Source organism: Anaerobutyricum soehngenii (assembly GCF_009697165.1).
In the GTDB taxonomy this organism is placed as follows: Bacteria; Bacillota; Clostridia; order Lachnospirales; family Lachnospiraceae; genus Anaerobutyricum; species Anaerobutyricum soehngenii.
This window is the reverse complement of record NZ_VULP01000016.1, coordinates 1-22,530: the sequence shown is the minus strand read 5'-3', so window position 1 is coordinate 22,530 and position 22,530 is coordinate 1. Positions and strand designations below refer to the sequence as shown.

General features: G+C 38.0%; 17 protein-coding genes. 11 read left to right on the top strand and 6 right to left on the bottom strand.

Going from position 1 to position 22,530, the window contains the following annotated elements:
* Positions 1 to 37: 37 nt before the first annotated feature.
* Entirely contained in the window at positions 38 to 703 is a 666-nt protein-coding gene (gene cmk, locus FYJ25_RS08580) for a (d)CMP kinase (RefSeq protein WP_021908178.1), read from the top strand.
* Positions 704 to 720: 17 nt separating this feature from the next.
* Complete coding sequence (locus FYJ25_RS08575) at positions 721 to 2,604, top strand: bifunctional 4-hydroxy-3-methylbut-2-enyl diphosphate reductase/30S ribosomal protein S1 (RefSeq protein ID WP_154581061.1); 1,884 nt, start codon at positions 721 to 723, stop codon at positions 2,602 to 2,604.
* Positions 2,605 to 2,831: 227 nt separating this feature from the next.
* Here FYJ25_RS08575 and FYJ25_RS08570 read toward each other — a convergent pair whose 3' ends face one another.
* Positions 2,832 to 3,338, bottom strand: coding sequence for a phosphatase PAP2 family protein (locus FYJ25_RS08570; RefSeq protein ID WP_096239575.1), 507 nt, complete (start codon positions 3,336 to 3,338; stop codon positions 2,832 to 2,834).
* Positions 3,339 to 3,691: 353 nt separating this feature from the next.
* Here FYJ25_RS08570 and FYJ25_RS08565 point away from each other — a divergent pair, with 353 nt between their 5' ends.
* The 4 genes from FYJ25_RS08565 to FYJ25_RS08550 all read left to right on the top strand — a co-directional run bounded on the left by FYJ25_RS08565 (position 3,692) and on the right by FYJ25_RS08550 (position 7,784).
* Positions 3,692 to 4,009 carry a YerC/YecD family TrpR-related protein gene (locus FYJ25_RS08565; RefSeq protein WP_021908181.1) on the top strand — a complete coding sequence of 106 codons (318 nt, stop codon included), beginning with the start codon at positions 3,692 to 3,694 and terminating at the stop codon, positions 4,007 to 4,009.
* Between the two features lie 107 nt (positions 4,010 to 4,116).
* Complete coding sequence (gene iorA, locus FYJ25_RS08560; RefSeq protein WP_154581060.1) at positions 4,117 to 5,844, top strand: indolepyruvate ferredoxin oxidoreductase subunit alpha; 1,728 nt, start codon at positions 4,117 to 4,119, stop codon at positions 5,842 to 5,844.
* Positions 5,845 to 5,857: 13 nt separating this feature from the next.
* Positions 5,858 to 6,430, top strand: a complete 573-nt coding sequence (locus FYJ25_RS08555; protein WP_021908183.1) for an indolepyruvate oxidoreductase subunit beta — start codon at positions 5,858 to 5,860, stop codon at positions 6,428 to 6,430.
* A gap of 49 nt (positions 6,431 to 6,479) precedes the next feature.
* On the top strand, positions 6,480 to 7,784 hold the full coding sequence (locus tag FYJ25_RS08550; protein WP_147607554.1) for a phenylacetate--CoA ligase family protein: 1,305 nt from the start codon (positions 6,480 to 6,482) through the stop codon (positions 7,782 to 7,784).
* A gap of 464 nt (positions 7,785 to 8,248) precedes the next feature.
* Here FYJ25_RS08550 and FYJ25_RS08545 read toward each other — a convergent pair whose 3' ends face one another.
* Together FYJ25_RS08545 and FYJ25_RS08540 are read right to left on the bottom strand one after the other, a co-directional pair.
* Positions 8,249 to 9,097: an amidohydrolase family protein gene (locus FYJ25_RS08545; protein WP_154581059.1), complete on the bottom strand. Its 849-nt coding sequence runs from the start codon at positions 9,095 to 9,097 to the stop codon at positions 8,249 to 8,251.
* A 23-nt stretch (positions 9,098 to 9,120) separates the two neighbouring features.
* Complete coding sequence (locus FYJ25_RS08540; protein WP_021908186.1) at positions 9,121 to 10,308, bottom strand: pyridoxal phosphate-dependent aminotransferase; 1,188 nt, start codon at positions 10,306 to 10,308, stop codon at positions 9,121 to 9,123.
* A 329-nt stretch (positions 10,309 to 10,637) separates the two neighbouring features.
* Here FYJ25_RS08540 and FYJ25_RS08535 point away from each other — a divergent pair, with 329 nt between their 5' ends.
* Positions 10,638 to 12,272, top strand: a complete 1,635-nt coding sequence (locus tag FYJ25_RS08535; protein WP_096239585.1) for a class I adenylate-forming enzyme family protein — start codon at positions 10,638 to 10,640, stop codon at positions 12,270 to 12,272.
* Positions 12,273 to 12,740: 468 nt separating this feature from the next.
* Here the strand turns inward: FYJ25_RS08535 and FYJ25_RS08530 are convergent, their stop codons facing one another.
* Both FYJ25_RS08530 and FYJ25_RS08525 read right to left on the bottom strand, forming a co-directional pair.
* The gene (locus FYJ25_RS08530) at positions 12,741 to 13,637 is read right to left on the bottom strand and encodes a hypothetical protein (protein WP_096239587.1); all 897 of its coding nucleotides are present in this window, start codon (positions 13,635 to 13,637) and stop codon (positions 12,741 to 12,743) included.
* Between the two features lie 22 nt (positions 13,638 to 13,659).
* Positions 13,660 to 15,192, bottom strand: coding sequence for a sodium:solute symporter family protein (locus tag FYJ25_RS08525; RefSeq protein WP_096239588.1), 1,533 nt, complete (start codon positions 15,190 to 15,192; stop codon positions 13,660 to 13,662).
* Positions 15,193 to 15,749: 557 nt separating this feature from the next.
* Between FYJ25_RS08525 and spo0A (FYJ25_RS08520) the strand changes: the two genes are divergently transcribed.
* The 3 genes from spo0A (FYJ25_RS08520) (at position 15,750) to glgA (ending at position 19,095) form a co-directional block, all read left to right on the top strand.
* On the top strand, positions 15,750 to 16,562 hold the full coding sequence (gene spo0A, locus FYJ25_RS08520) for a sporulation transcription factor Spo0A (protein ID WP_021908195.1): 813 nt from the start codon (positions 15,750 to 15,752) through the stop codon (positions 16,560 to 16,562).
* Between the two features lie 121 nt (positions 16,563 to 16,683).
* Complete coding sequence (gene spo0A / locus FYJ25_RS08515; RefSeq protein WP_167513797.1) at positions 16,684 to 17,508, top strand: sporulation transcription factor Spo0A; 825 nt, start codon at positions 16,684 to 16,686, stop codon at positions 17,506 to 17,508.
* Positions 17,509 to 17,658: 150 nt separating this feature from the next.
* Positions 17,659 to 19,095: a glycogen synthase GlgA gene (glgA, locus tag FYJ25_RS08510; protein ID WP_096239590.1), complete on the top strand. Its 1,437-nt coding sequence runs from the start codon at positions 17,659 to 17,661 to the stop codon at positions 19,093 to 19,095.
* Between the two features lie 623 nt (positions 19,096 to 19,718).
* Here the strand turns inward: glgA and FYJ25_RS08505 are convergent.
* Complete coding sequence (locus FYJ25_RS08505) at positions 19,719 to 21,467, bottom strand: Rqc2 family fibronectin-binding protein (protein ID WP_154581058.1); 1,749 nt, start codon at positions 21,465 to 21,467, stop codon at positions 19,719 to 19,721.
* A 251-nt stretch (positions 21,468 to 21,718) separates the two neighbouring features.
* Between FYJ25_RS08505 and FYJ25_RS08500 the strand changes: the two genes are divergently transcribed.
* Positions 21,719 to 22,144, top strand: coding sequence for a PH domain-containing protein (locus FYJ25_RS08500; RefSeq protein WP_154581057.1), 426 nt, complete (start codon positions 21,719 to 21,721; stop codon positions 22,142 to 22,144).
* The last annotated feature ends 386 nt before the right edge of the window (positions 22,145 to 22,530 follow it).

Below are 22,530 nucleotides of genomic sequence, written 5' to 3'. Positions count from 1 at the left end.
GAGCAGTCAGGTTTCAAAGAAATGGGAGGAAGTGTCCATGTACAGTATAGCAATTGATGGTCCGGCAGGAGCTGGAAAGAGTACGATTGCAAAGGCAATCGCAGAGGATATAGGATTTATATATGTAGATACCGGAGCCATGTACCGGGCAATCGCTTTATATTTTTTGCGTAAAGGTATTGATGGACATGACAGGAAGCTCGTTGCAGCGGAATGTCCGAACATTCATGTAACTTTAGAATATGATGAGGAAGGAAAACAGCAGGTTATTTTAAATGGTGAGAATGTTACCGGATTTATTCGTAAAGAAGAGGTCGGGAAGATGGCATCAGTTACCTCTGCTGTACCGGAAGTAAGAGCTGCACTGTTAGATTTACAGCGCAATATGGCGAAGACTTCAGATATCCTCATGGATGGAAGAGACATTGGAACGAATGTCCTGCCGGATGCTTCTCTTAAGATTTATCTGACGGCTTCCGCTGATGTAAGAGCGAAGAGACGTTATGATGAATTACAGGAGAAAGGAACAGAGTGTGATATTGCGCAGATTAAGAGTGATATCATGGCAAGAGACAAGCAGGATATGGAGAGGGAGATTGCTCCACTATGTAAGGCAGAAGATGCCATACTGGTAGATTCCTCAGATATGTCCATTCCACAGGTGATTGATACGATTATCTCCGAATTTAAAAAAATAAAATAATATTGCCGGAGTAAATGATGAAGATTAACATAGCAAAATCTGCTGGCTTTTGTTTTGGAGTAAAGCGAGCTGTAGATACGGTGTATAAAGAGTCTTCTAAGAAGAACGTTTATACATTTGGGCCGATCATTCACAATGATGAAGTTGTCGCAGATCTGGAGAGACAGGGAGTTCATGTTATTAATGACAGCAAGGAGTTTAAGTCTCTTTCAGAAGGAACGATTATTATTCGTTCTCATGGCGTGTCAAAAGCAATTTATGAGGAGATCCTTAATGCGGGTCTTGATTTAGTGGATGCGACCTGCCCTTTCGTGAGAAAGATTCATAAGATCGTTGAGCGGGAGAGTGGGGATGGCAGAGTAATCATTATTATAGGCAATAACCATCATCCCGAAGTAGAAGGGATCATGGGTTGGTGCCAGACGCATCCGATTGTAATTGAGAATCGAGAGCAGGCAGAAGGAGTTGAGTTAGATGCCGATGCGAAGATATCCATCGTGTCACAGACGACATTTAACTACAATAAGTTTCAAGATTTAGTTGAAATTATCTCAGAAAAGGGTTATGATATAAATGTTTTTAACACGATTTGTAATGCAACTGAGGAGCGGCAGACGGAGACCAGAGAACTGGCGAAGAAGTCTGATGCGATGATAGTGATCGGTGGCAGACACAGTTCGAATACTCAAAAGCTTTTTGAGATAAGTAAAAAAGAATGTAGTAATACTTTTTATATACAAACAAAAAATGATTTGAATATGGAGGATTTTTCTAATATCGGGATGCTCGGTATTACTGCAGGGGCTTCAACCCCAAATAATATTATCAAGGAGGTTCATGAAAGCATGGCAGAAATGAGTTTTGACCAGATGCTGGAAGAAAGTTTTAAGACAATTAGAAATGGAGAGGTAGTTCAGGGTACTATTATCGATGTAAAAGAGGATGAGATCATCTTAAATATTGGATATAAAGCCGACGGTATCATTTCAAGAAACGAATATTCCAACGACCAGAATTTAGATTTAACAACAGTCGCTAAAGTTGGTGACGAGATGGAAGCTAAAGTTCTGAATGTGAATGATGGCGAAGGACAGGTTCTCTTAACATATAAGAGACTTAAAGCAGAAAAAGGTAACAAGAGATTAGAAGAGGCATTTAACAACCATGAAGTATTAAAAGCTCCTGTAGCTAAGGTTCTTGACGGTGGTTTAAGTGTTGTAGTGGAAGATACAAGAGTATTCATCCCTGCAAGCCTTGTATCCGATACTTATGAGAAGAACTTAAAGAAATATGACGGACAGGAAATCGAGTTCGTTATCACTGAGTTCAACCCTCGCAAGAGAAGAATCATCGGTGACCGTAAACAGCTTTTAGTAGCAGAGAAGAAAGCAAAACAGGAAGCACTGTTTGAAAGAATCGAAGCTGGTATGACTGTAGAAGGAACTGTAAAGAACGTAACAGATTTTGGTGCATTCATCGATTTAGGTGGAGCAGACGGACTTCTTCACATCTCCGAAATGAGCTGGGGACGTGTTGAAAATCCTAAGAAAGTTTTCACAGTAGGTGAGAAATTAAACGTTCTTATTAAAGATATTCAGGGTGAGAAGATTGCATTATCCTTAAAGTTCCCTGAGACAAATCCATGGCTTCACGCTGACGAAAAATACGCAGTAGGTAACGAAGTAACTGGTAAAGTTGCTCGTATGACAGACTTCGGTGCATTCGTTGAATTAGAGCCAGGTGTAGATGCTTTACTTCATGTTTCTCAGATCGCTAAAGAACATATCGAGAAACCATCTGATGTATTAAAAGTAGGTCAGGAAGTTACAGCTAAAGTTGTAGACTTCAAGAAAGATGATCGTAAGATCAGCTTAAGCATCAAAGCTTTAGATAACGAATAATTTAGCATAATTGGCTGAATAGACGAAAATAAAAAAGACTAATAATAGCACCTGTGACTTTAGTCGCGGCGTGTTGAATGTTCGCTTTTGCGCTCACATCCAACATTTGCTCCGAGGTCACATCTGCTATTATTAGTCTTTTTATTTTCTGCCTTTGAGGTAATTTCGCTTGTGAGGGATTTGAGGATTCTCCAGAAAGGCATGCGGAGGCTTTTTTTGTCTGTTTTTTAGCAAATCAAAAAGATATAGTTAGAAATCCACCCTGCGATGATACCAAGAAACGCTCCGGCACATACGTCGCTTATAAAATGTACGCCTCCAATTACTCTGACAATTGCGAGAAAAATGCCAGCAATAAGAAGAAAGATGCCTATTGGTTTCCAAAAATAAAACCATAATGTTGCAATTAAAAAGATAGAAAATACATGGCGGCTTGGGAAAGACTGTCCCTTTTTCTCTTTTTTAATTAGTGACTGAATTGGAAGTTTTTCATATGGGCGCTGCTTGTTTATAACTTTTCTAAAAATTGTTATGATTAAAAAACAAATTGCAGGAATAAAAATAAAAGAACATAACGTAAGAAATTCTCCTTTTAATAGAAGAAATAACAATAACAGCGGGTAAAGAAAAAAACCACAGGCGGTCAAAAAACGGTTAGCCATTAGTAGTAAAGAAAAAGCCGATGAATGTGTGATGAAAAAATCGTGAATTCTGTTATATTGTTCTAAATTCATAAATAAACCTCATTATCAAAAAGATAGATTAAGTATAGCATAAAAAATGAATCAAGGGAATTATTATAGTGTTTTTGTTGTTTAAAGGAAAAACTCTTTAACACATTAAACTTTTTATTTACGAAATCGAAAAAAGATGGTATCATAAGATTATATCAGATGTGAGATGACTCCCACCTCTGTAGGTGGCGAGCAGCAAATCAGTATCAGTGGGGGAGTCAATCCCCCCATCTGATATAGCCTCCGGCAGGATTGCAGAGATGCGCAGAAGAAGGATGTCATGCATTGCATGACGCGCATCTCGCAGCAAGAATGCCGGGGCATTCTTGAATTCGTAAAGGAAGGAACATCTTATGGGAAAAAATATTCCAAAAGAACGTAAAGAAGGCATGTATAAAGCTATTCTGGAGTTAAAAAGTTTAGAAGAATGTTTTGATTTTTTTGAAGACATTTGTGCAATGACTGAGCTTCGGTCTATGGAGCAGCGTTTTGAAGTTGCAAGTATGTTGAAGAAGGAAAAAGTTTATACGGAGATTATGAGTGAGACAAACGCAAGTTCTGCTACAATCAGTCGTGTGAATCGTATGCTTAATTATGGAACAGGCTGTCTTGGAGAGGTAATTGACAGACTGGATAAGAAAGAGGACAAAGAGGGAACAGAAGAATCCTGATTTTTAAATGTGCTACAAAGTCAGATATAGCTAGATGCGGCTGTGCAGGACAGCCGTATCTTTTTATACAAAGGAACAAATAAACAATTATAGAAAGGATATTTACCATGAAACAATTAATGTTAGGTAATAAGGCACTGGCAAGAGGCTTATATGAAGCAGGTTGTAGTGTAGTATCCAGCTATCCTGGAACTCCTAGTACAGAAGTAACAGAGGAAGCTGCGAAATATGATGAGATTTACTGTGAGTGGGCACCGAATGAGAAAGTAGCGATGGAAGTAGCTTTTGGTGCTTCTCTTGCTGGAAAGAGAAGTTTTTGTGGAATGAAGCACGTTGGTTTAAACGTAGCTGCCGATCCATTATTTACCTGTTCTTATACAGGTGTGAATGGTGGTATGGTTATTTGTGTTGCAGATGATCCGGGAATGCATTCTTCACAGAATGAGCAGGATTCAAGACATCATGCGATCGCATCAAAGATCCCTATGTTAGAGCCATCTGATTCCAGGGAAGCTTATGAATTTGCCAAGAAAGCATTTGAGCTTTCTGAAGAGTTTGATACACCGGTTATTATTAAGATGTGTACTCGTGTTGCACATTCTCAGAGTATTGTAGAACCGGGTGAACATGTTGTACCAGAAACAATTCCTTATGAGAAGAATATCGCAAAATACGTTATGATGCCAGGTAATGCAATTCGCCGTCATCCAGTTGTAGAAGAGAGAACAAGAAAACTCATCGAATACGGAAATCATTGTGATTTTAATCGTGTGGAGATGGCTGATACCAAGCTTGGAATTATTACTTCTTCCACATGTTATCAGTATGCAAAAGAAGTATTTGGAGAACAGGCAAGTATTTTAAAGATTGGTCTTGTAAATCCATTACCGGATCAGCTTATTTTAGATTTTGCAGCAAAGGTAGAAAAACTTGCGATTATTGAAGAATTGGATCCGATTTTAGAGAATCACTGTAAAGAACTTGGACTGACTGTTACAGGAAAAGATACTCTTCCAATGGAAGGGGAGTTCTCACAGAATCTGATTGCTGAGAAGTTAGGAGTAGAGATTCCGGCACATAAAGAACTTGGCGAAACTCTTCCGGGAAGACCGCCGGTTATGTGTGCAGGCTGTCCACACAGAGGGCTGTTCTATACATTGTCCAAGAATAAATGTACAGTTCTCGGTGATATTGGATGCTACACACTTGGAGCTGTTGCGCCGCTTAGTGCGATGGAAATGACTCTTTGTATGGGTGCTTCGATTAGTTCTATTCATGGTTTTAACAAAGCACTTGGCAAAGAAAGTGAAGGAAAGACTGTAGCCGTTATCGGAGATTCTACATTTATGCATTCCGGAATGACAGGACTTGCTAATATTGCTTATAATCAGAGTAATTCCACTGTAATTATTCTTGATAACTCTATTACCGGAATGACAGGTCATCAGCAGAATCCGACAACAGGTTACAATATTAAAGGAGACCCAGCAGGAAAGATTGATTTAGAAAGTCTGTGTCGTTCCATGGGATTTAACAGGGTTCGCGTGGTAGATCCATATGATCTTACTGCTTGTGACACAGTGATCAAAGAAGAATTAGCTGCAGAAGAACCATCTGTAATTATTAGCCGTCGTCCTTGTGCGCTCTTAAAATATGTAAAACATAATCCACCATTAAAGGTTGAAAAAGAAAACTGCGTAGGATGTAAATCATGTATGCGACTTGGCTGCCCTGCTATCAGTATAAAGGATAAGAAAGCAGTCATCGATACAACATTATGTGTAGGCTGCGGCGTATGCCAGCAGTTATGTAAGTTTGATGCATTACAGGCATAGGAGGACAGGCGAAATGACAAAGAATATTATGATTGTCGGTGTAGGAGGACAGGGTTCCCTTCTTGCCAGCAAGTTATTAGGACATTTGCTTTTATCAGAAGGTTATGACGTAAAGGTTTCTGAAGTTCATGGAATGAGCCAGAGAGGTGGAAGCGTTGTTACATATGTAAGATTTGGAGATAAAGTATATTCTCCGATTATTGATAAAGGAGAGGCAGATTTCATTGTTTCTTTTGAAAAGTTAGAGGCTGCCCGTTATGTAGAATATTTGAGACCAGAGGGAAGAATTGTTGTAAATACACAGGAAATTGATCCAATGCCGGTTATTACCGGTGCGGCACAGTACCCTGAAAATCTTATCGAAAAGATGGAAGCTTTAGGAATTAAAGTAGATGCGATGGATTGTCTGTCCTTAGCAGAAGAAGCAGGTTCATCAAAAGCAGTAAATATTGTTTTAATGGGCAGACTGTCTAAATACTTTGATATTCCAGTAGAAAAGTGGCAGAAAGCAATCGAGGAATGTGTTCCGGCAAAGTTTGTTGAACTCAATCACAAGGCATTTGCACTTGGAAGAGGCGAAGAATAGAAGAAAATGAAATCATTATAAATTAAGTGACAACAGGAGAAAGAGAAGAATGGGAAATTATTATCAACCAGAGATTGAAACGATGCCGGTAGAGAAACTGCAGGCTTTACAGAGTGAAAGACTTGTAAAGCAGGTAAAGTATGTATATGATCATGTAGAATTTTATCGCAATAAAATGAAAGAAGCAGGAGTAGAACCAGAAGATATAAAAGGAATCGAAGATCTTCATAAACTTCCTTTCGTTACTAAAGATGATTTGAGAGATCAGTATCCATACGGTTTTCTTGGGGTACCATTATCTGAATGTGTGAGAATGCAGTCTACAAGTGGTACAACAGGTCGTCGAGTAGTTGCTTTCTATACACAGGAAGATATTAATATTTGGGAGGATTGCTGTGCGCGTGCAATCATGGCAGCTGGTGGAACAAAAGATGATGTATGCCATGTAGCCTACGGTTATGGACTCTTTACCGGCGGAGCAGGTCTGCATGGAGGCTCTCATCGAGTGGGCTGTATGACACTTCCAATGTCTTCAGGTAATACAGAAAGACAAATTCAGTTTATGGAAGATTTAGGATCTACCATTCTTTGCTGTACTCCTTCTTATGCTGCAAGCCTTGGAGAATCAATTAATGAAGGCGGACATAGAGAGAATATCAAGTTAAAGGCAGGTATTTTTGGAGCAGAGCCATGGACAGAGGAAATGCGTCATAATATCGAAGAATCTCTTGGTATCAAAGCATATGATATTTATGGACTGACCGAGATTTCCGGTCCGGGTGTATCCTTTGAATGTGAAGAGCAGAAAGGAATGCATATACAGGAAGATCACTTCATTCCTGAGATTATTAATCCAGATACAGGAGAAGTTCTTCCAGAAGGAGAAATAGGAGAGTTAGTATTTACCTGTATTACAAAGAAAGCCTATCCATTACTCCGTTACCGCACAAGAGATTTATGTTATCTTACAAGAAAGAAATGTTCCTGTGGACGTACCCATATCCGTATGCATAAACCAATGGGCAGAAGCGATGATATGATGGTAGTAAAAGGTGTTAATGTATGGCCATCTCAGATTGAAGCTGTTTTATTAAAACAGGGATATCAGGCAAACTATCAGATTTTAGTAGATCGTATTGGTAATAACGATACAATCGAAGTTCAGGTAGAGATGACACCGGAAATGCAACAGGAAGATGTTGCTATCGCAGCTAGAGAAAAGAAAATCGTACATGGTTTAAAGAATATGCTTGGAATCAAAGTAGATGTCAGCATCTTAGAGCCAAAGACTATTACAAGAAGCGAAGGAAAAGCGGTTCGAGTAGTCGATAAGAGAGATCTCTATAATAAATAATCTTAGTAAATTTCGTATAGACGAAAAAAGAAAAAATAATACATCCCATCTGCTCTGTAGTCGCTGTGTTTAAGATGCTCGCCCGCATCTTAAACACGCTCCGAAGCCGCATCTGGGATGTGTTATTTTTTTCTTTTTTCTGGCTAATATAAATCTACAGTTGGGCAAAGTGGAATGTACCAGCAGGATATGACTTTCCAGGAAATTAATTTCTAAAGGATTGACACATTCTTCTGGAGATTTTCATTCCAAATAAAAACCATAGACTTCTGGGGAACCCCCTTTTTTCACACAAAATCCTGATTTCATCTGGTGCCAAAGGACAGAAAAGCAGAAATTTAATATAGAATAAAATGTGATGTCGGAGCAAGTAAAAATGCCGGTCAGGCATTTTCTACGCTGCGACTATCTTCACATTTTATTCTATATTAAATTTCTGCTTTTCGTTTCTTTAGTCCATCAAATCAGGATTGTAAAAGATTTTTTGCATTCTGAGAAAGAATCTGTTCGAGTTCTTTTTTTGTAAAAGCCATATGGGAGATTCTTTTTACATAATCTTTCTGGTCTTCCCACGGAGAATCAGTGCCAAAAAGAATCTTGTCTGTACCATGTTTTCTCACAAGACGTACAAAGTCCTTTGGATGAAGATTATAGGAAATATACGGAGCTCTTGGGGCATCGGGGAGTGGAGTTACCGGGCCATAAGAAAAAGCAGTGTCAAAATAGACAGGCGCTCCGGCAAGATCACTCTCGACTTCGTTCCAGCAGCCCCAGTTTCCCATATGTGCAAGAACCAGCTTTTCTGGAGCAACTTCTTTTAATAATTTTAAAATATGAGCAACAGAAGAATAATTGTGGTCATAAATACCAATATCAATGCCAGCATGGACTAATGTAATAAGCCCCTGTGAAGAAGCCTCATCAATGATACGCATCATACGAATATCATCAAGATCTACATTTTGATATGCAGGGTGTAATTTGATACCGGGAATGCCAGCCTGCTTCAATCGCAGGAGTTCTTCTTTATAGTTTACATAATCAGGATGCATTCCTCCAAAAGTAATGATCTTCATATCAAGAAGATATTCTTTTTGCATGATCAATGAGGAATTAACCTTCTCTACCTGTCCGGGTTTTGTCATGACAGGCAGATTTACAGAATAGTCAATATCGGCCTCTTTCATGGAAGAAAAGAGGCCGATAACGGAGCCGTCTGTATGTGGAGGGATGCATCCAGTATGTGCAAGGTGATTCACAATCTTTTCGGAAGATTTATTCGGAAAAGTGTGGGTGTGAAAATCGATAATCATAATCTGCCTCCAACAGTACACATTTATTTATATGATTTGGCAAGTTTTTCGAATGCAGCGAGAGAGCGTTCAACCTGCTCGGTAGGGACACAGTAAGAGATTCTTGCGTGTCCAGGACATCCGAAGCCGGTTCCTGGTACGATTAAAAGATTATGCTCTAATTTTGCTTTTTCGCAAAAGGCAATATCGTCATCAATTAACGTACGAGGGAACATATAGAAGGTTCCGCCTGGTTCTACAACGTGATATCCCATGTCACGAAGTCCTTTTGTGAGAATGTTTTTATTTGTCTCGTAGACGGAGATGTCAGAAGTTTCATTTGCACAAAGGGCACAGACTCTCTGGAATAATCCAGGAGCATTTACATAGCCAAGAGAACGGCCGGCACCTGCAATCGCAGCATAAACCAGTTCGTGATCGTCCATTTCATCTGGCACAACAACATATCCCATACGTTCTCCAGGAAGAGATAAAGATTTTGACCAGGAATAACATACTAAAGTATTATTATAGTACTTTGGAAGATAAGGAACAAAGGTACCTTCAAATGCAATCTCACGATACGGTTCATCAGCGATTAAATAAATTGGATGATGATACTCTGCTGACTTTGCTTCAAGGATTTCAGCAAGTTTCTTGATTGTTTCCTCAGAGTAGACTGCTCCGGAAGGATTATTAGGAGAGTTTACAAGAACCCCTTTTGTATGTTCATTGATCGCTTCTTCAAACGCTTTAAAGTCAATCTGGAATGCCTCGATATCTGCAGGGATTAGCTTCATAGATGCACCAGTCGCTTCAATGAATACCTTGTATTCAGGGAAGTATGGAGCAAATACGATAAATTCATCTCCAGGGCAGGCAAGACCGTTTAAGCAACAGCATAAAGCAGCAGCAGCACCAACAGTCATGTAAAGATTATCTGCAGTAAAGGATGTCTGGAAGCGGGAGTTAAGGGAGTCTGCAATCATCTTACGAACACCGGCATCACCTTGTGCACTTGTATATCCATGAAGAATAACGGAATCCATCTCTTTCAGCAGTTTTATTGCAGTTTCATTTACACAGTCAGGAGCAGGAACACTAGGATTTCCAATGGAAAAATCAAAGACATTCTCTGCGCCTACTTCGGCAGCACGCTGTTTGCCATACTCGAATAATTCACGAATAACAGAACGCTGGGTGCCGAGAGCAACCATTTTTTCATTTAACATAATTTTATCCTCGTTTCTGTTTATTTTTACCATATAATGATAGTGCAAAAAAGGAAATCTGTCAACGAAGCATCGTAAATCAACTGGATGATTTATAGAAAAATCTTGTATACAATCTGCATATAAAATATTTTTTTGAACTGGTAAAAAAAGAGCTGGAATGGCGAGATAGCGTTGACTTTTTTCACAAAATATGATACTTTATCATAGTGCAACACTTTAATAAATAAAAGTGAAAAAGAATTAGGAAAATTAAGAGATACAGACGCAGAGAAAGGGGTGTCTGTATTTTAAATATTTAAATTTTTTAAGAAAAGGATGGTAGCGTTATGCCAGTTACAGATTTACTTGAGAGAAATCATAAGCTTTACGGAGATGAGGTTGCTTTAGTAGAGTTGAATCCTACGATGAAGGATACAAGAAAGACAACATGGAAGGAATATGACCTTGTACAGCAGACCTCTTCTGTTCCATATCGTCGTGAGATTACATGGAGTGTTTTTGATGAAAAGGCGAATCGTGTGGCGAATATGTTATTAAGCCGAGGCGTTCAGAAAGGGGATCGCGTAGCAATCTTAATGTTTAACTGCCTGGAATGGCTGCCAATTTATTTTGGTATTTTAAAAACAGGAGCGATTGCCGTACCGTTTAATTTCCGTTTTGCCTCTGATGAGATTAAGTACTGTGCAGATTTGGCAGAAGTTCATGTGCTTTTCTTTGGACCGGAGTTTATTGGTCGAATTGAAGCAATTGAGGAAGAACTTAGCAAAGGGCGTCTTTTGATTTATGTAGGAGATGGCTGTCCGACATTCGCAGAAAGTTATCGAGAACTTGTAGCAGATTGTTCAAGTCAGGCTCCGTTAGTTCTTTTAGAGGATGAAGATGATGCAGCGATTTATTTTTCATCAGGAACAACAGGATTTCCGAAGGCAATTCTTCATAATCATGAAAGTCTTCTACAGGCTGCCCAGATGGAGCAGAAGCATCATTTGACGAACAGAGACGATGTATTTTTGTGTATTCCTCCGTTATATCATACCGGAGCAAAGTTCCACTGGATGGGCAGTCTTTGTGCAGGAAGTAAGGCGGTATTATTAAAGGGTACAACACCGGAGATCATTCTTGATGCAGTGTCAAAAGAACATTGTACGATCGTATGGCTTTTAGTTCCTTGGGCACAGGATATTTTAGACAGTCTTGACAGAGGAGATCTGAAGCTGGAGAATTATGAACTTTCGCAGTGGCGCTTAATGCATATTGGTGCACAGCCGGTACCACCATCATTAATTAAGCATTGGAAAGAATATTTCCCAAATCATTTATATGATACGAATTATGGACTTTCAGAATCTACAGGTCCAGGTTGTGTACATCTTGGAATAGAGAATATTAATAAGGTTGGAGCAATTGGAATTCCAGGATATCGCTGGTCCTGTAAGATTGTAGATGAAAATGGTACAGCACTTTCACAAGGGGAGGTTGGAGAACTTTGCGTGCAGGGTCCTGGAATGATGACCTGTTATTATAATGATCCAAAGGCGACTGCAGAGACACTTAAAGATGGATGGCTTTTTACCGGAGATATGGCAATGCAGGATGAAGACGGCTTTTATTTTCTTGTAGATCGTAAGAAGGATGTTATCGTAAGTGGAGGAGAGAATATTTATCCAGTACAGATTGAGAACTTTTTAAGTGCTTATGATAAAGTGAAAGACGTAGCGGTAATTGGTCTTCCGGATAAGCGTTTAGGAGAGATTACCGGAGCAATCATCTCTGTAAAAGACGGTATGGAATGTACAGAAGAGGAGATTGAAGAATATTGCATGAAGCTTCCACGTTATAAACGTCCAAAGAAGATTATTTTTGCAGATGTACCTAGAAATGCAACCGGAAAGATTGAGAAACCTGCACTCCGTAAAAAATATGGAGCAGAATATCTCGTAGCACAACAGAATAGAGCTTAGTTACTATTTCATTTATTTAGAGGAAACAGACGAAAAAAAGAAACAATGTCATATCCCATCTGCTCTGTAGTCGCTGTGTTTAAGATGCTTATCCGCATCTTAAACACGCTCCGAAGCCGCATCTGGGATATGACATTGTTTCTTTTTTTCTGTGTTTTGGCTCCACATGGAATGAATGAAATAGTCTTTGGGGAGATGAAGGGGGAGAGGTCAGAAGGTCGTGGCTTATTATGATACTGTCTCCACGATGCTGTCAAGATGCCATCGCCAGCGATCATTCTCATCTCTCCTAAAAATTATTGAATACATTCCTTCTGGAGCCAACAAACAGAAAATAAAAATAGTAGCCCATTGCAAATGTAATGTGAGAGCAAGTAAAAATGCCGGACAGGCATTTTCTACGCAGTGATATCTTTACAGTTGCAATGGGCTACTATTTTTATTTTCGTCTGCTCTCTTCCCAATGAATCAAATAGCAAATGGAATTGAAGGATATGTTAACCAATATCTTTCTTTTATGATTATTTCATAAACAGCCTTTTTGTCTTCTTCTGTTACAGTATCCTGACCAGAGTCAGATTTTTTTGAAAGAAAGAAGGAGAACAGAGGTCTTTCCTTACTTAATTCTTTAAAGATTTCCCTAGATTTAAAGTTCTCTATATCTGATGCAGAATAATAATAATGTACGGCATAGGGGAGTTTTCGGATTCTAAGCTGCTTAAATACATCGGTGGAAGGTGTCGGGTGTTTATGATTATTTTTATTATAAGCAACAGAAATAAAAAGATTTTTTGTCAGCTTTGCGGCATCGAGGAATTTTTCTGTTAAGCAGGAAGCGGGGCAAAACAAGAAGAATGCACAGTCTTTTTCTTTTTTTATGAATGGAAGTAGTTTCCATGCATTTTTTTCGATAAAAAGTATAAAACAGTGGGTTCCGTTCTTTTTTGCGCTGGTAATCTGTGCTTTATATTGTGCTGCTTTTTTTTCATAACAGATTCCATCAATTGACAACTTAAAAGCCCAGAGAGCATTAAAAATGCTCTCTGGGGAGTGTAGCTGTGTATTTTTTGAGGCGGTAAAAAGACTATTATATCCAATATTCATTGCTAAAGTAACCAGATGTTCCGTATTTATTTTAGGAAGGATATCATGGAAAAGCTGGTAATATCCGCTTTGTGTATCCTGAAGTTTTTCAGGCGTGATATGTAGAAGATACTTTTCCAAAGGACTGTCTGGTTTTTCTAAAAGCTGTTTTGTTAAAGTATGGATGGTCTGTGCCGGATCTTGTTTTAATGCTTTTATCTGTTTACGGATATAAGACTCCGCTAAAGTTTTAGATACAATATTTATGTTTTTACCTGCCATAAGATTCCATCCTCTCGTATGATTATTTTCCAAGTGCGGTTTTTTGTGTTACTGTATTGGTCTTGTCGTAGCAGGCAAAGGTATTTTCAATTAGTGCAGTGTCTGGTTTCTTTGTAAAAAGACTGACAACAGGTACAATGATTAATCCGGCGAGCATTGCAAATGCACCACAGTTAATCGGGGACTGCAATAATGTTGGAAAATGAGATCCTGCAACGAGATTCAGAACCATGATTATACACCCGAATATGAAAGATGTCCAGCAAGCTGCCTTTGTTGTTTTCTTCCAGTAGAGGGAGTAGAGGAACGGTGCAAGGAAAGAGCCTGCAAGTGCACCCCAGGAGATTCCCATTAACTGTGCGATAAATGTAACGGCGCTCTTGTACTGGATGATCGCGATGATTGCAGAAATTGCAATAAAGATGACAATAAGTACGCGGATACAAAATACTTGTTTTTTATCACTCATTTCTTTTACGATATTATCTTTGATCAGGTCGATTGTCAGTGTGGAACTTGAGGCAATGACCAAAGAAGATAAGGTAGACATTGAGGCGGATAATACAAGAATAACAACAAGAGCAATCAATAAAGGATGTAAGTTTTCAAGCATTGTCGGAATGATAGAGTCATATCCGTTAGCAGCAATATCGATTTTATCAGAGAAAAGACGGCCAAAGCCACCTAAGAAGTAACATCCTCCAGAAACAACTAATGCAAAAAAGGTAGAGATGATGGTTCCTTTTTTGATGGAATCTTCATTGTCAATTGCATAAAATTTCTGAACCATCTGTGGAAGTCCCCATGTACCAAGAGAAGTGAGGATTACAACAGAAAGCAGACTAAGTGGATCAGGTCCGAAGAAAGATCCAAAAATTCCAGGAGTGGAGGATACAGCCGGATCACTTATATGTCCAAGACCATCTAAAGCTGCCATAAATCCACCTTTGCTGTTAAGTACAGCAATGATAATAGCTGCAATTCCGGCAAGCATGATAATTCCCTGAATAAAGTCGTTGATTGCTGTTGCCATATATCCACCTGCGATAACATAAATCGCAGTAAGAATTGCCATGAGGACAATGCATACAGAATAATCAATATGAAATGCCATTCCAAATAAACGGGAAAGACCGTTATAAAGGGAAGCGGTATACGGAATCAGGAAAATAAAAATGATGATTGATGCGGCTATTTTCAGAGAATTACTTTGGAAACGTTCTCCAAAGAACTGCGGCATTGTTGCAGAGTCAAGGTGCTGTGTCATGATTCGGGTACGCCGTCCGAGAATCACCCATGCAAGGAGGGAGCCTATAAGAGCATTACCGATACCGGCCCATGTTGCTGCGATACCGAAACGCCAGCCAAACTGTCCGGCATAACCGACAAAAACAACAGCAGAAAAATAAGAAGTTCCGTAAGCAAAGGCAGTAAGCCATGGTCCAACAGAACGTCCTCCAAGAACAAAGCCATTTACATCGGTTGCCTTCTGCCGACAGACAAAACCGATTGTAATAAGTACAATAAAATAAGCGATTAAGATTAGTAACTTCATACATTTTTCCTCTCTTTGTAATATGTACGCTTGAAGTCTTTATGGTATCAGTACTTTTATGGGTGATTTTTCATTAGTAGTACAAGAAGATTCTAAGAGTACATGAATAATAGATTTACTTTTATACTTTAATTGTGTAAACTACAAAAACTTTAACACATAAAATTTAAAAAGTCAATAAAAATTAACAATCGAATCTTTGCGTTTCGTTGATTCGTCTGTAAACTCCTTTATTTTTGGTATAATAGCAAAAATAACATCATAATATATTAAAGAATCAAGGTAATTGCGGTAAAAACAAATAGTTTTTTGCGTTATCTAACTTTCAAGAATGCCCAGGTATTCTTGCTGTAATATATCAGATGTGAGATGACTCCCACCTCTTCAGGTGGCGAGGAGCAAATTAGTATCAGTGGTGGGAGTCAATCCCCCATCTGATATAGCCTCCGGCAGGATTGCAGAGATGCGCAAAAGAAATATGTCATGCTTTGCATGACGCGCATCTCGCAGCAAGAATGCCGAGGCATTCTTGAATGTAATTTACAGGAGGATGTTATATGTCAAATATTAATGTAGCGATTGCGGATGATAATGAGCGAATTCGTCAGAATTTACAGGAGATTATTTCTAAAGAGAAGGATATGACACTTGTGGGGAGTGCCTCGGATGGTCTTGACACTTTGTCTATGATAAGGACAAGTCATCCGGATGTTGTACTGTTAGATATCATTATGCCTAAAATGGATGGGTTGAAAGTTCTTGAAGAAATAAACAAAGATGAAAGCAGCTTAAAAAAACCGGCATTTATTATTTTGACAGCATTAGGGCAGGAAGAAGTAATGGAAGAAGCAATAGGATTAGGCGCTGAGTATGTTATACTGAAACCTTTTGAACGGACTTCGTTAATTAAAAAAATACGTCAGATAAAAAATGGAAAACTCCTATCTGATCAGGAAAAGTTTATTAAGCTAGAAGAAGAACATCAGGATGAAAAATACCGTTTAGAAATTATTGTAACGAATGTTATTCATGAAATAGGGGTGCCGGCACATATTAAAGGGTATCAGTACTTAAGAGATTCTATCATTATGTCAGTAAATGATATGGACATATTAAATTCTATTACGAAACAGTTGTATCCAACAATCGCAAAAATGCATAATACGACACCATCAAGAGTAGAGAGGGCAATTCGCCATGCGATTGAAGTGGCATGGAATAGAGGGAAGATGGATACAATTAATGAATTATTTGGATATTCTATTCAGGCAGGAAAAGGAAAGCCAACCAATTCAGAATTTATTGCGTTAATTGCGGACAAAATTCGTTTGGAATATAAAGGAAAAATAAAAAGTTCTGCTGTCATGTGATTTAAAATAAAGGAAGTAAAATAAAAAATTATAATAGAAAGATTAGAATGTACTCTAGGAGTCTTTCTTATACTTGCTTTTATGGCTGGAGTACATTAGATGAATGGGGAGGAAAATGAATATGAAAAACGAAAAAAAGATCAAAGTGCTAGTAGCAGATAATTCAGAATTTGCCCGAAATAATTTAAAAAAATTTTTAGAAAATAATGAAAAAATACAGTTGTTAAATATTGCAGATAACGGAAAAGATGCTTACCGAGTCATTATTGATGAAGTTCCGGATATTGTTCTTATTGATGTTATCTTACCAGTTATGGACGGATTTACTGTTATTGAAAAAACAAATGGAAACAGAAGTATTAAGAAAAAACCGATATTTATCGTCATTTCCTCTATGGGAAATCAATCAATGGTAGAATATGCCTGTAAATTAGGAGTACATTATTATATAATGAAGCCTTATAATTTAGACAGTGTGATACACCGTATTTTTCAGGCAATGCTTGTACGAAGAAAAGCAGAGCTGCAAATAAAGGAAAAAGAGAGAAGATATGCGATGCAGAAATATGGCATGAATCAATATACGGAAAATACATTGGAAAATGATGTGACACATATTATAAGAGAAATCGGTATACCGGCTCACATCAAAGGATACCAATATATAAGAGAAGCGATTATGATGACAGTAAATGATATCAATCTATTGAATTATATTACAAAGCTTCTCTATCCAACAATTGCTAAAAAGTATAAAACAACTTCAAGCAGCGTAGAGAGAGCAATCCGTCATGCAATCGAGGTAGCATGGAACAAGGGGCAGATTGATGTTCTTGAAGATATGTTTGGCTATACGATTAGTGCAGGAAAAGGAAAACCAACAAACTCGGAATTTATTGCACTTATCGCAGATAAACTACGATTAGAATATAGAATGAATGCATAATTAAACTAGGGGAGACAAAAAAAGAAGAATTCTCTTTCCTGTTCTTTAACGAAAGAAATCGTAATTGTATAGCTATTTCTTTTATGTTATGATGTTAGGGTCAAAAGGTATTTTGCCTTACTAAAAATAAAAAACAGGATGGAGAAAACTATGAAGAAGATACTATTTGCCAGTGCAGAATGTGATCCGTTTGTAAAGACAGGAGGATTAGGTGCAGTAGTCGGCTCTCTGCCAAAGCAGTTAAATCATAAAAAATATGATGTAAGGGTTGTTTTACCGGGGTATCATTGTATTGATAAAAAGTGGCGTGATCAGATGGAAACGGTTGTGACTTTTCCTATGTATCTTGGCTGGAGAATGCAGACAGTGACCGTAAAAACATTAAGTTATGAAGGAATTATTTATTATTTCATTGAAAATAACTTTTATTTTTGCGGAGATTCCCCATATTATGACATGTGGGTAGATATAGAGAAGTTCAGTTATTTTTCTAAAGCAGTACTTGAGATGTTATCCTATCTTGATTTTGAACCGGATATTATTCATTGCCACGACTGGCAGTCTTCTTTAGTGCCGGTATTTTTAAAAGCATTTTATTGTGCCGACCCATTTTATCGTAATATTAAAACTGTGATGACAATACATAATTTAAAGTTTCAGGGAATTACGGAAATCGACCGTTTAAAAGATATAACCGGTCTTCCTGACGATATGTTTACTTACGACAAACTAGAATATAATAATTCGGCAAATCTTTTAAAAGGTGGACTTGTTTTTGCAGATAAGATCACAACAGTAAGTAAAACATATGCGGAGGAGATTAAACAGCCAGAATATGGAGAAGGATTAGATAGTGTGCTACAGCATAGAAGTGATGATCTTTGCGGAATTGTCAACGGAATTGATTATGATATCTATAATCCTTCTACAGATGAATACATTCCTTGCCATTATGATGATAAAACCTTTGATAAAGGAAAGAAAAAGAATAAAGCATCTCTTCAGGCAAAAACAGGTCTTCCAAAGAAGAGAACAGCATTTACATTAGGAATTGTTTCAAGATTGACTGAACAGAAAGGCTTTGCACTCTTTTCTTATATGATGGAACGTCTCATGAAGAAGCCGGTACAGCTTTACGTATTAGGCGATGGGGAAGAGGAATATCGAAATATGTTTCTTTCCTATCAGGAACAGTATCCGGATAAAGTATATGTACAATTAGACTATACCGATGAAATGGCAAAATACATCTATGCTGGCTGTGATGCGATATTAATGCCATCACGCTTTGAACCATGTGGACTTTGTCAGCTTATGTCCCTTCGTTACGGAGCAGTTCCGATCATAAGAAAGACAGGAGGTCTTAAAGATACCGTAAGCATCTATAATCCAAAGAGCAAAACAGGAACAGGTTTTGGATTTACAGATTATAATGCGGAAGCCTTTTTAGATGCAATTCTTGCAGCCTTAGATGTTTATAAAAAGAATCCAGAAGAATGGAAAAACCTTACTGCAAAAGGAATGAGGAAAAACTATTCATGGAAAGCATCTTCCAGAAAATACGAAAAATTATATTCTGATTTGTAGATTTGATGTAGACGAAAAAAGAAAGAATACCATATCCCATCTGCTCTGTAGTCGCTATATTTAAGATGCTCGTCCGCATCTTAAATAGGCTCCGAAGCCGCATCTGGGATATGGTATTCTTTCTTTTTTCTGACTACTCTAAATCCACAGTTAGTGAGAATGGGGATTCTCCAGAAGGTTAAGGATTATCGGGGAATTAAATGCTAAAGGATTGACATTCAAATTGTTGTATGTGATTGAATTGTATTTAATCTTCCTTTCTTTGCTATATTTTCCTTACAATTCAGCAAAAAGTTCTATGTACAGCAGCTGTCTAACCTCATTCTACAAATCAGTTAAAAAATAAGAGAGAGGGGTTTGTCCAGAAATCTACGATTCTTATTCAGATAAAATCTCCAGAAGAAATGCGTCAATCCTTTAGAATTTAATTTCCTGGAAAGTCATATTCTTCTGGTACATTCCACGTTGCCCAACTGTGGATTTAGCATAGTCAGAAAAAAGAAAAAATACCTTATCCCAGATGCGGCTTGGGAGCGTATTTAAGATGCGGATGAGCATCTTAAATACAGCGACTACAGAGCAGATGGGATAAGGTATTTTTTCTTTTTTCGTCTACATCAAATCTACAGGTCAGAAATTTCTTTGATACCGCTGATATCCGGATCAATGAGCATGGAGTAATTCGTATGATAAATGACGTATCCTGGTTTTGACTGAGGTGGTTTCTTTAAGTTTCGTCGTTCAGTGTAATCGACCTCAACCTTCGGAGCGTTTTTCCCTTTAGAGTAGTGAGCGGCAAGTCTTGCGGCCTCTTCGTAGGTACGGTCAGGAAGTTCATTTACGGTTCCGAGCTTTACGATGACGTGAGAACCTGCCATTTTCTTAGCATGAAACCACATATCTTTTCCGTTAGCGAATTTAAAAGATAATTCGTCGTTCTGGAAGTTGTTTTTTCCGACATACATATGGAATCCATCAGAAGAAATATAGTGAAGCGGTTTACTTTTGCCCTGATGTTTTTTTTGATTTCTGCCATGGCGTTTCATGTAACCGCACTCGATTAATTCTTCTTTGATCATAGCAAGGTCATTTTCATCGCGGGCGATTTCTAAAGCGTTACTTACAGATTCCAAATGTGATAGTTCGGCAAAGGTTTCTTTTGTAAGAGTGCTTAATGCTTCATAAGTACGTTTTAACTTTCCATAGCGGTCAAAATATTTTTTGGCATTTTCCATTGCATTTAAGTCGGGATCAAGTGGAATGGTGATTTCTTTGCCATCATAATAGTTTATACATTTTAATTCTTTTTGATGAGGGGCTGCTTCATAGCCGTAAGTGTGAAGAAGCTCTCCGTATATTTTATATTTTTCTTTTTTGTCTGTATCTTTTAACTGTTTTAGCTGCAGGTCATATTTTTTCGCAGTACGCTCTAACGCATTTTGCACGATATGGCGTAGGTCAACGGACTTTTGGCGGATACGGGTCACAACTTCTTTTTGTGCGTAAAAGGTTTCTAATACTTCAGAGATGGAAGGATATTCTTCCGTAGTTAAATCACTGAACATGGAAAATGTAAACGCACCGAATTCCTTTGGAGCTTTTCCTTCGTAAATAATATTTGGAGAAAAAGCGTGTGTTTCTATCTGATTTTTCAGACGGACGAGTTCACCGTAAAGGGAACTTTGCTGCACTGGGGTAAGAGAAGCAACAGCAGAATCTCCATCGATGTCGGCACGGTAGCAGATTTCATTGGCAAGCACAGGACTGATACCGGAAATACTGCCATAGACTGCTTTTTGTACAGAAACTGGTTTGACAAGCAGTGTATTTTCCATCCATTCAACAGATAGATCATTAAGAGAAATCTTACCTTTTCCTGGAGGGGCGATATAAGTTCTTCCTGGTAGAACTTCTCTTACAGAACTTACCTGATTGGAAATATGTTTGATACTGTCGATAATCATGTTTTTTTCATCAATAAAAATAATATTACTGTGTTTTCCCATGATTTCGATAACCATTTTTTTACGGCAGGTATCACCAAGTTCATTTAAATGTTCGATTGTGATCTCAACGATTCGTTCCATACCAGGTTGTGTGATTTCGATAATTCTTCCGTTGCTGATATATTTTCGAAGCAGCATACAGAAGTTTGGGGCGGTCATAGGATTTGCCTTTGTCTTTGTAGTAAAATAGATAAGTGGAAGACTTGCTCCAGCAGAAATCAGTAGTCGATAGGTTTCTTTATTATTTTTTACAACAAGAAGCAGTTCGTCCGCTTCCGGCTGATAGATTTTGTAGATGCGTCCGCCGGTAAGCAGGCGGTTCATATCATATACAATATTGGCTATTACAACGCCATCAAAAGCCATAGTAAAATTCCTCCTGAAATAATATTTATACTTTTAAATAATCCATGCAAAAGAAATGTATCTGCTTTGCATGAAAAATATAAAAGTATAGAATGATATTGCGGCAAAAATATCTGAAAAATAGTAGGATTTGCAACCTTTTCATGATACCATAGATAAGAAGGGAATGTCAAAACGTCAGGCATACTTGCATGGAAAATGAGAATGTGATATGTTGGATAAAAGAACGAAAATATAGAAGGAGGCATATTATGGGAAAAGCAGAAAATGGAGAAATCAGAGAAGTTACAGCAAATATCTGGGAGGACAGAAAGCATCATTTATGGTTCCCGATTAGTTTTACAAAATATACAGTGGGGAATGGAAGATTATATGTAAATAGCGGATTTCTTTCTTCAAGAGAAGATGAGTGTCTGTTATATCGTATTACAGATATTACATTATACCGCAGTCTTCCACAGCGTATTTTTGGAACAGGAACGATTGAGCTTCACACAAAAGACCGTTCCACCCCAGTTATCCGTCTGGAGAATATTGCGAAGTCTACGCAGGTAAAGAGAGTGCTGAGTGATCTTATTGAGAAGGAAAGAGAAGATAAAAAGGTAGTCGGAAGAGATATGTATGGGGCGGTAAGTCACATCGACCCGATGGAAGAGATACAAGACGATCATATGTAGAAATCCTTGAATTTACACACTTTGCAGAATATTATAATTTCAATACAGTTAATGAAAATCACAGAAAAAAAGAGATTGTGAACAAGATAACTGTTATTGTAGCGTTAGACCTCGGTACGAGGGACACAAAGAATCTTAAATATGAAAATGAATAGAGAGCTATCAGATAATTGATAGAATATAGGGATACTTGTAAAAAACAGGTATCTCTATTTTTTATATAATATATTCCATCAAGGAGTATTCTTTTTATTAAATTGGTAGTGTAAAGTAGCCTATGAAAAAATGGAGCTGAAAAAAAGGCTCCATCGGAACCTTGAAAATTGCAGATATGTTAGCTTTCGGCAGCGTACGCCACCCTTGACGGCACACCAAAACAATGCTCT

Excerpts from the sequence above, each read along its gene's own strand:
- cmk (WP_021908178.1), top strand. The coding sequence starts at position 38 with ATGTACAGTATAGCAATTGATGGTCCGGCAGGAGCTGGAAAGAGTACG.
- FYJ25_RS08575 (WP_154581061.1), top strand. The coding sequence starts at position 721 with ATGAAGATTAACATAGCAAAATCTGCTGGCTTTTGTTTTGGAGTAAAG.
- FYJ25_RS08570 (WP_096239575.1), bottom strand. The coding sequence starts at position 3,338 with ATGAATTTAGAACAATATAACAGAATTCACGATTTTTTCATCACACAT.
- FYJ25_RS08565 (WP_021908181.1), top strand. The coding sequence starts at position 3,692 with ATGGGAAAAAATATTCCAAAAGAACGTAAAGAAGGCATGTATAAAGCT.
- iorA (WP_154581060.1), top strand. The coding sequence starts at position 4,117 with ATGAAACAATTAATGTTAGGTAATAAGGCACTGGCAAGAGGCTTATAT.
- FYJ25_RS08555 (WP_021908183.1), top strand. The coding sequence starts at position 5,858 with ATGACAAAGAATATTATGATTGTCGGTGTAGGAGGACAGGGTTCCCTT.
- FYJ25_RS08550 (WP_147607554.1), top strand. The coding sequence starts at position 6,480 with ATGGGAAATTATTATCAACCAGAGATTGAAACGATGCCGGTAGAGAAA.
- FYJ25_RS08545 (WP_154581059.1), bottom strand. The coding sequence starts at position 9,097 with ATGATTATCGATTTTCACACCCACACTTTTCCGAATAAATCTTCCGAA.
- FYJ25_RS08540 (WP_021908186.1), bottom strand. The coding sequence starts at position 10,308 with ATGTTAAATGAAAAAATGGTTGCTCTCGGCACCCAGCGTTCTGTTATT.
- FYJ25_RS08535 (WP_096239585.1), top strand. The coding sequence starts at position 10,638 with ATGCCAGTTACAGATTTACTTGAGAGAAATCATAAGCTTTACGGAGAT.
- FYJ25_RS08530 (WP_096239587.1), bottom strand. The coding sequence starts at position 13,637 with ATGGCAGGTAAAAACATAAATATTGTATCTAAAACTTTAGCGGAGTCT.
- FYJ25_RS08525 (WP_096239588.1), bottom strand. The coding sequence starts at position 15,192 with ATGAAGTTACTAATCTTAATCGCTTATTTTATTGTACTTATTACAATC.
- spo0A (WP_021908195.1), top strand. The coding sequence starts at position 15,750 with ATGTCAAATATTAATGTAGCGATTGCGGATGATAATGAGCGAATTCGT.
- spo0A (WP_167513797.1), top strand. The coding sequence starts at position 16,684 with ATGAAAAACGAAAAAAAGATCAAAGTGCTAGTAGCAGATAATTCAGAA.
- glgA (WP_096239590.1), top strand. The coding sequence starts at position 17,659 with ATGAAGAAGATACTATTTGCCAGTGCAGAATGTGATCCGTTTGTAAAG.
- FYJ25_RS08505 (WP_154581058.1), bottom strand. The coding sequence starts at position 21,467 with ATGGCTTTTGATGGCGTTGTAATAGCCAATATTGTATATGATATGAAC.
- FYJ25_RS08500 (WP_154581057.1), top strand. The coding sequence starts at position 21,719 with ATGGGAAAAGCAGAAAATGGAGAAATCAGAGAAGTTACAGCAAATATC.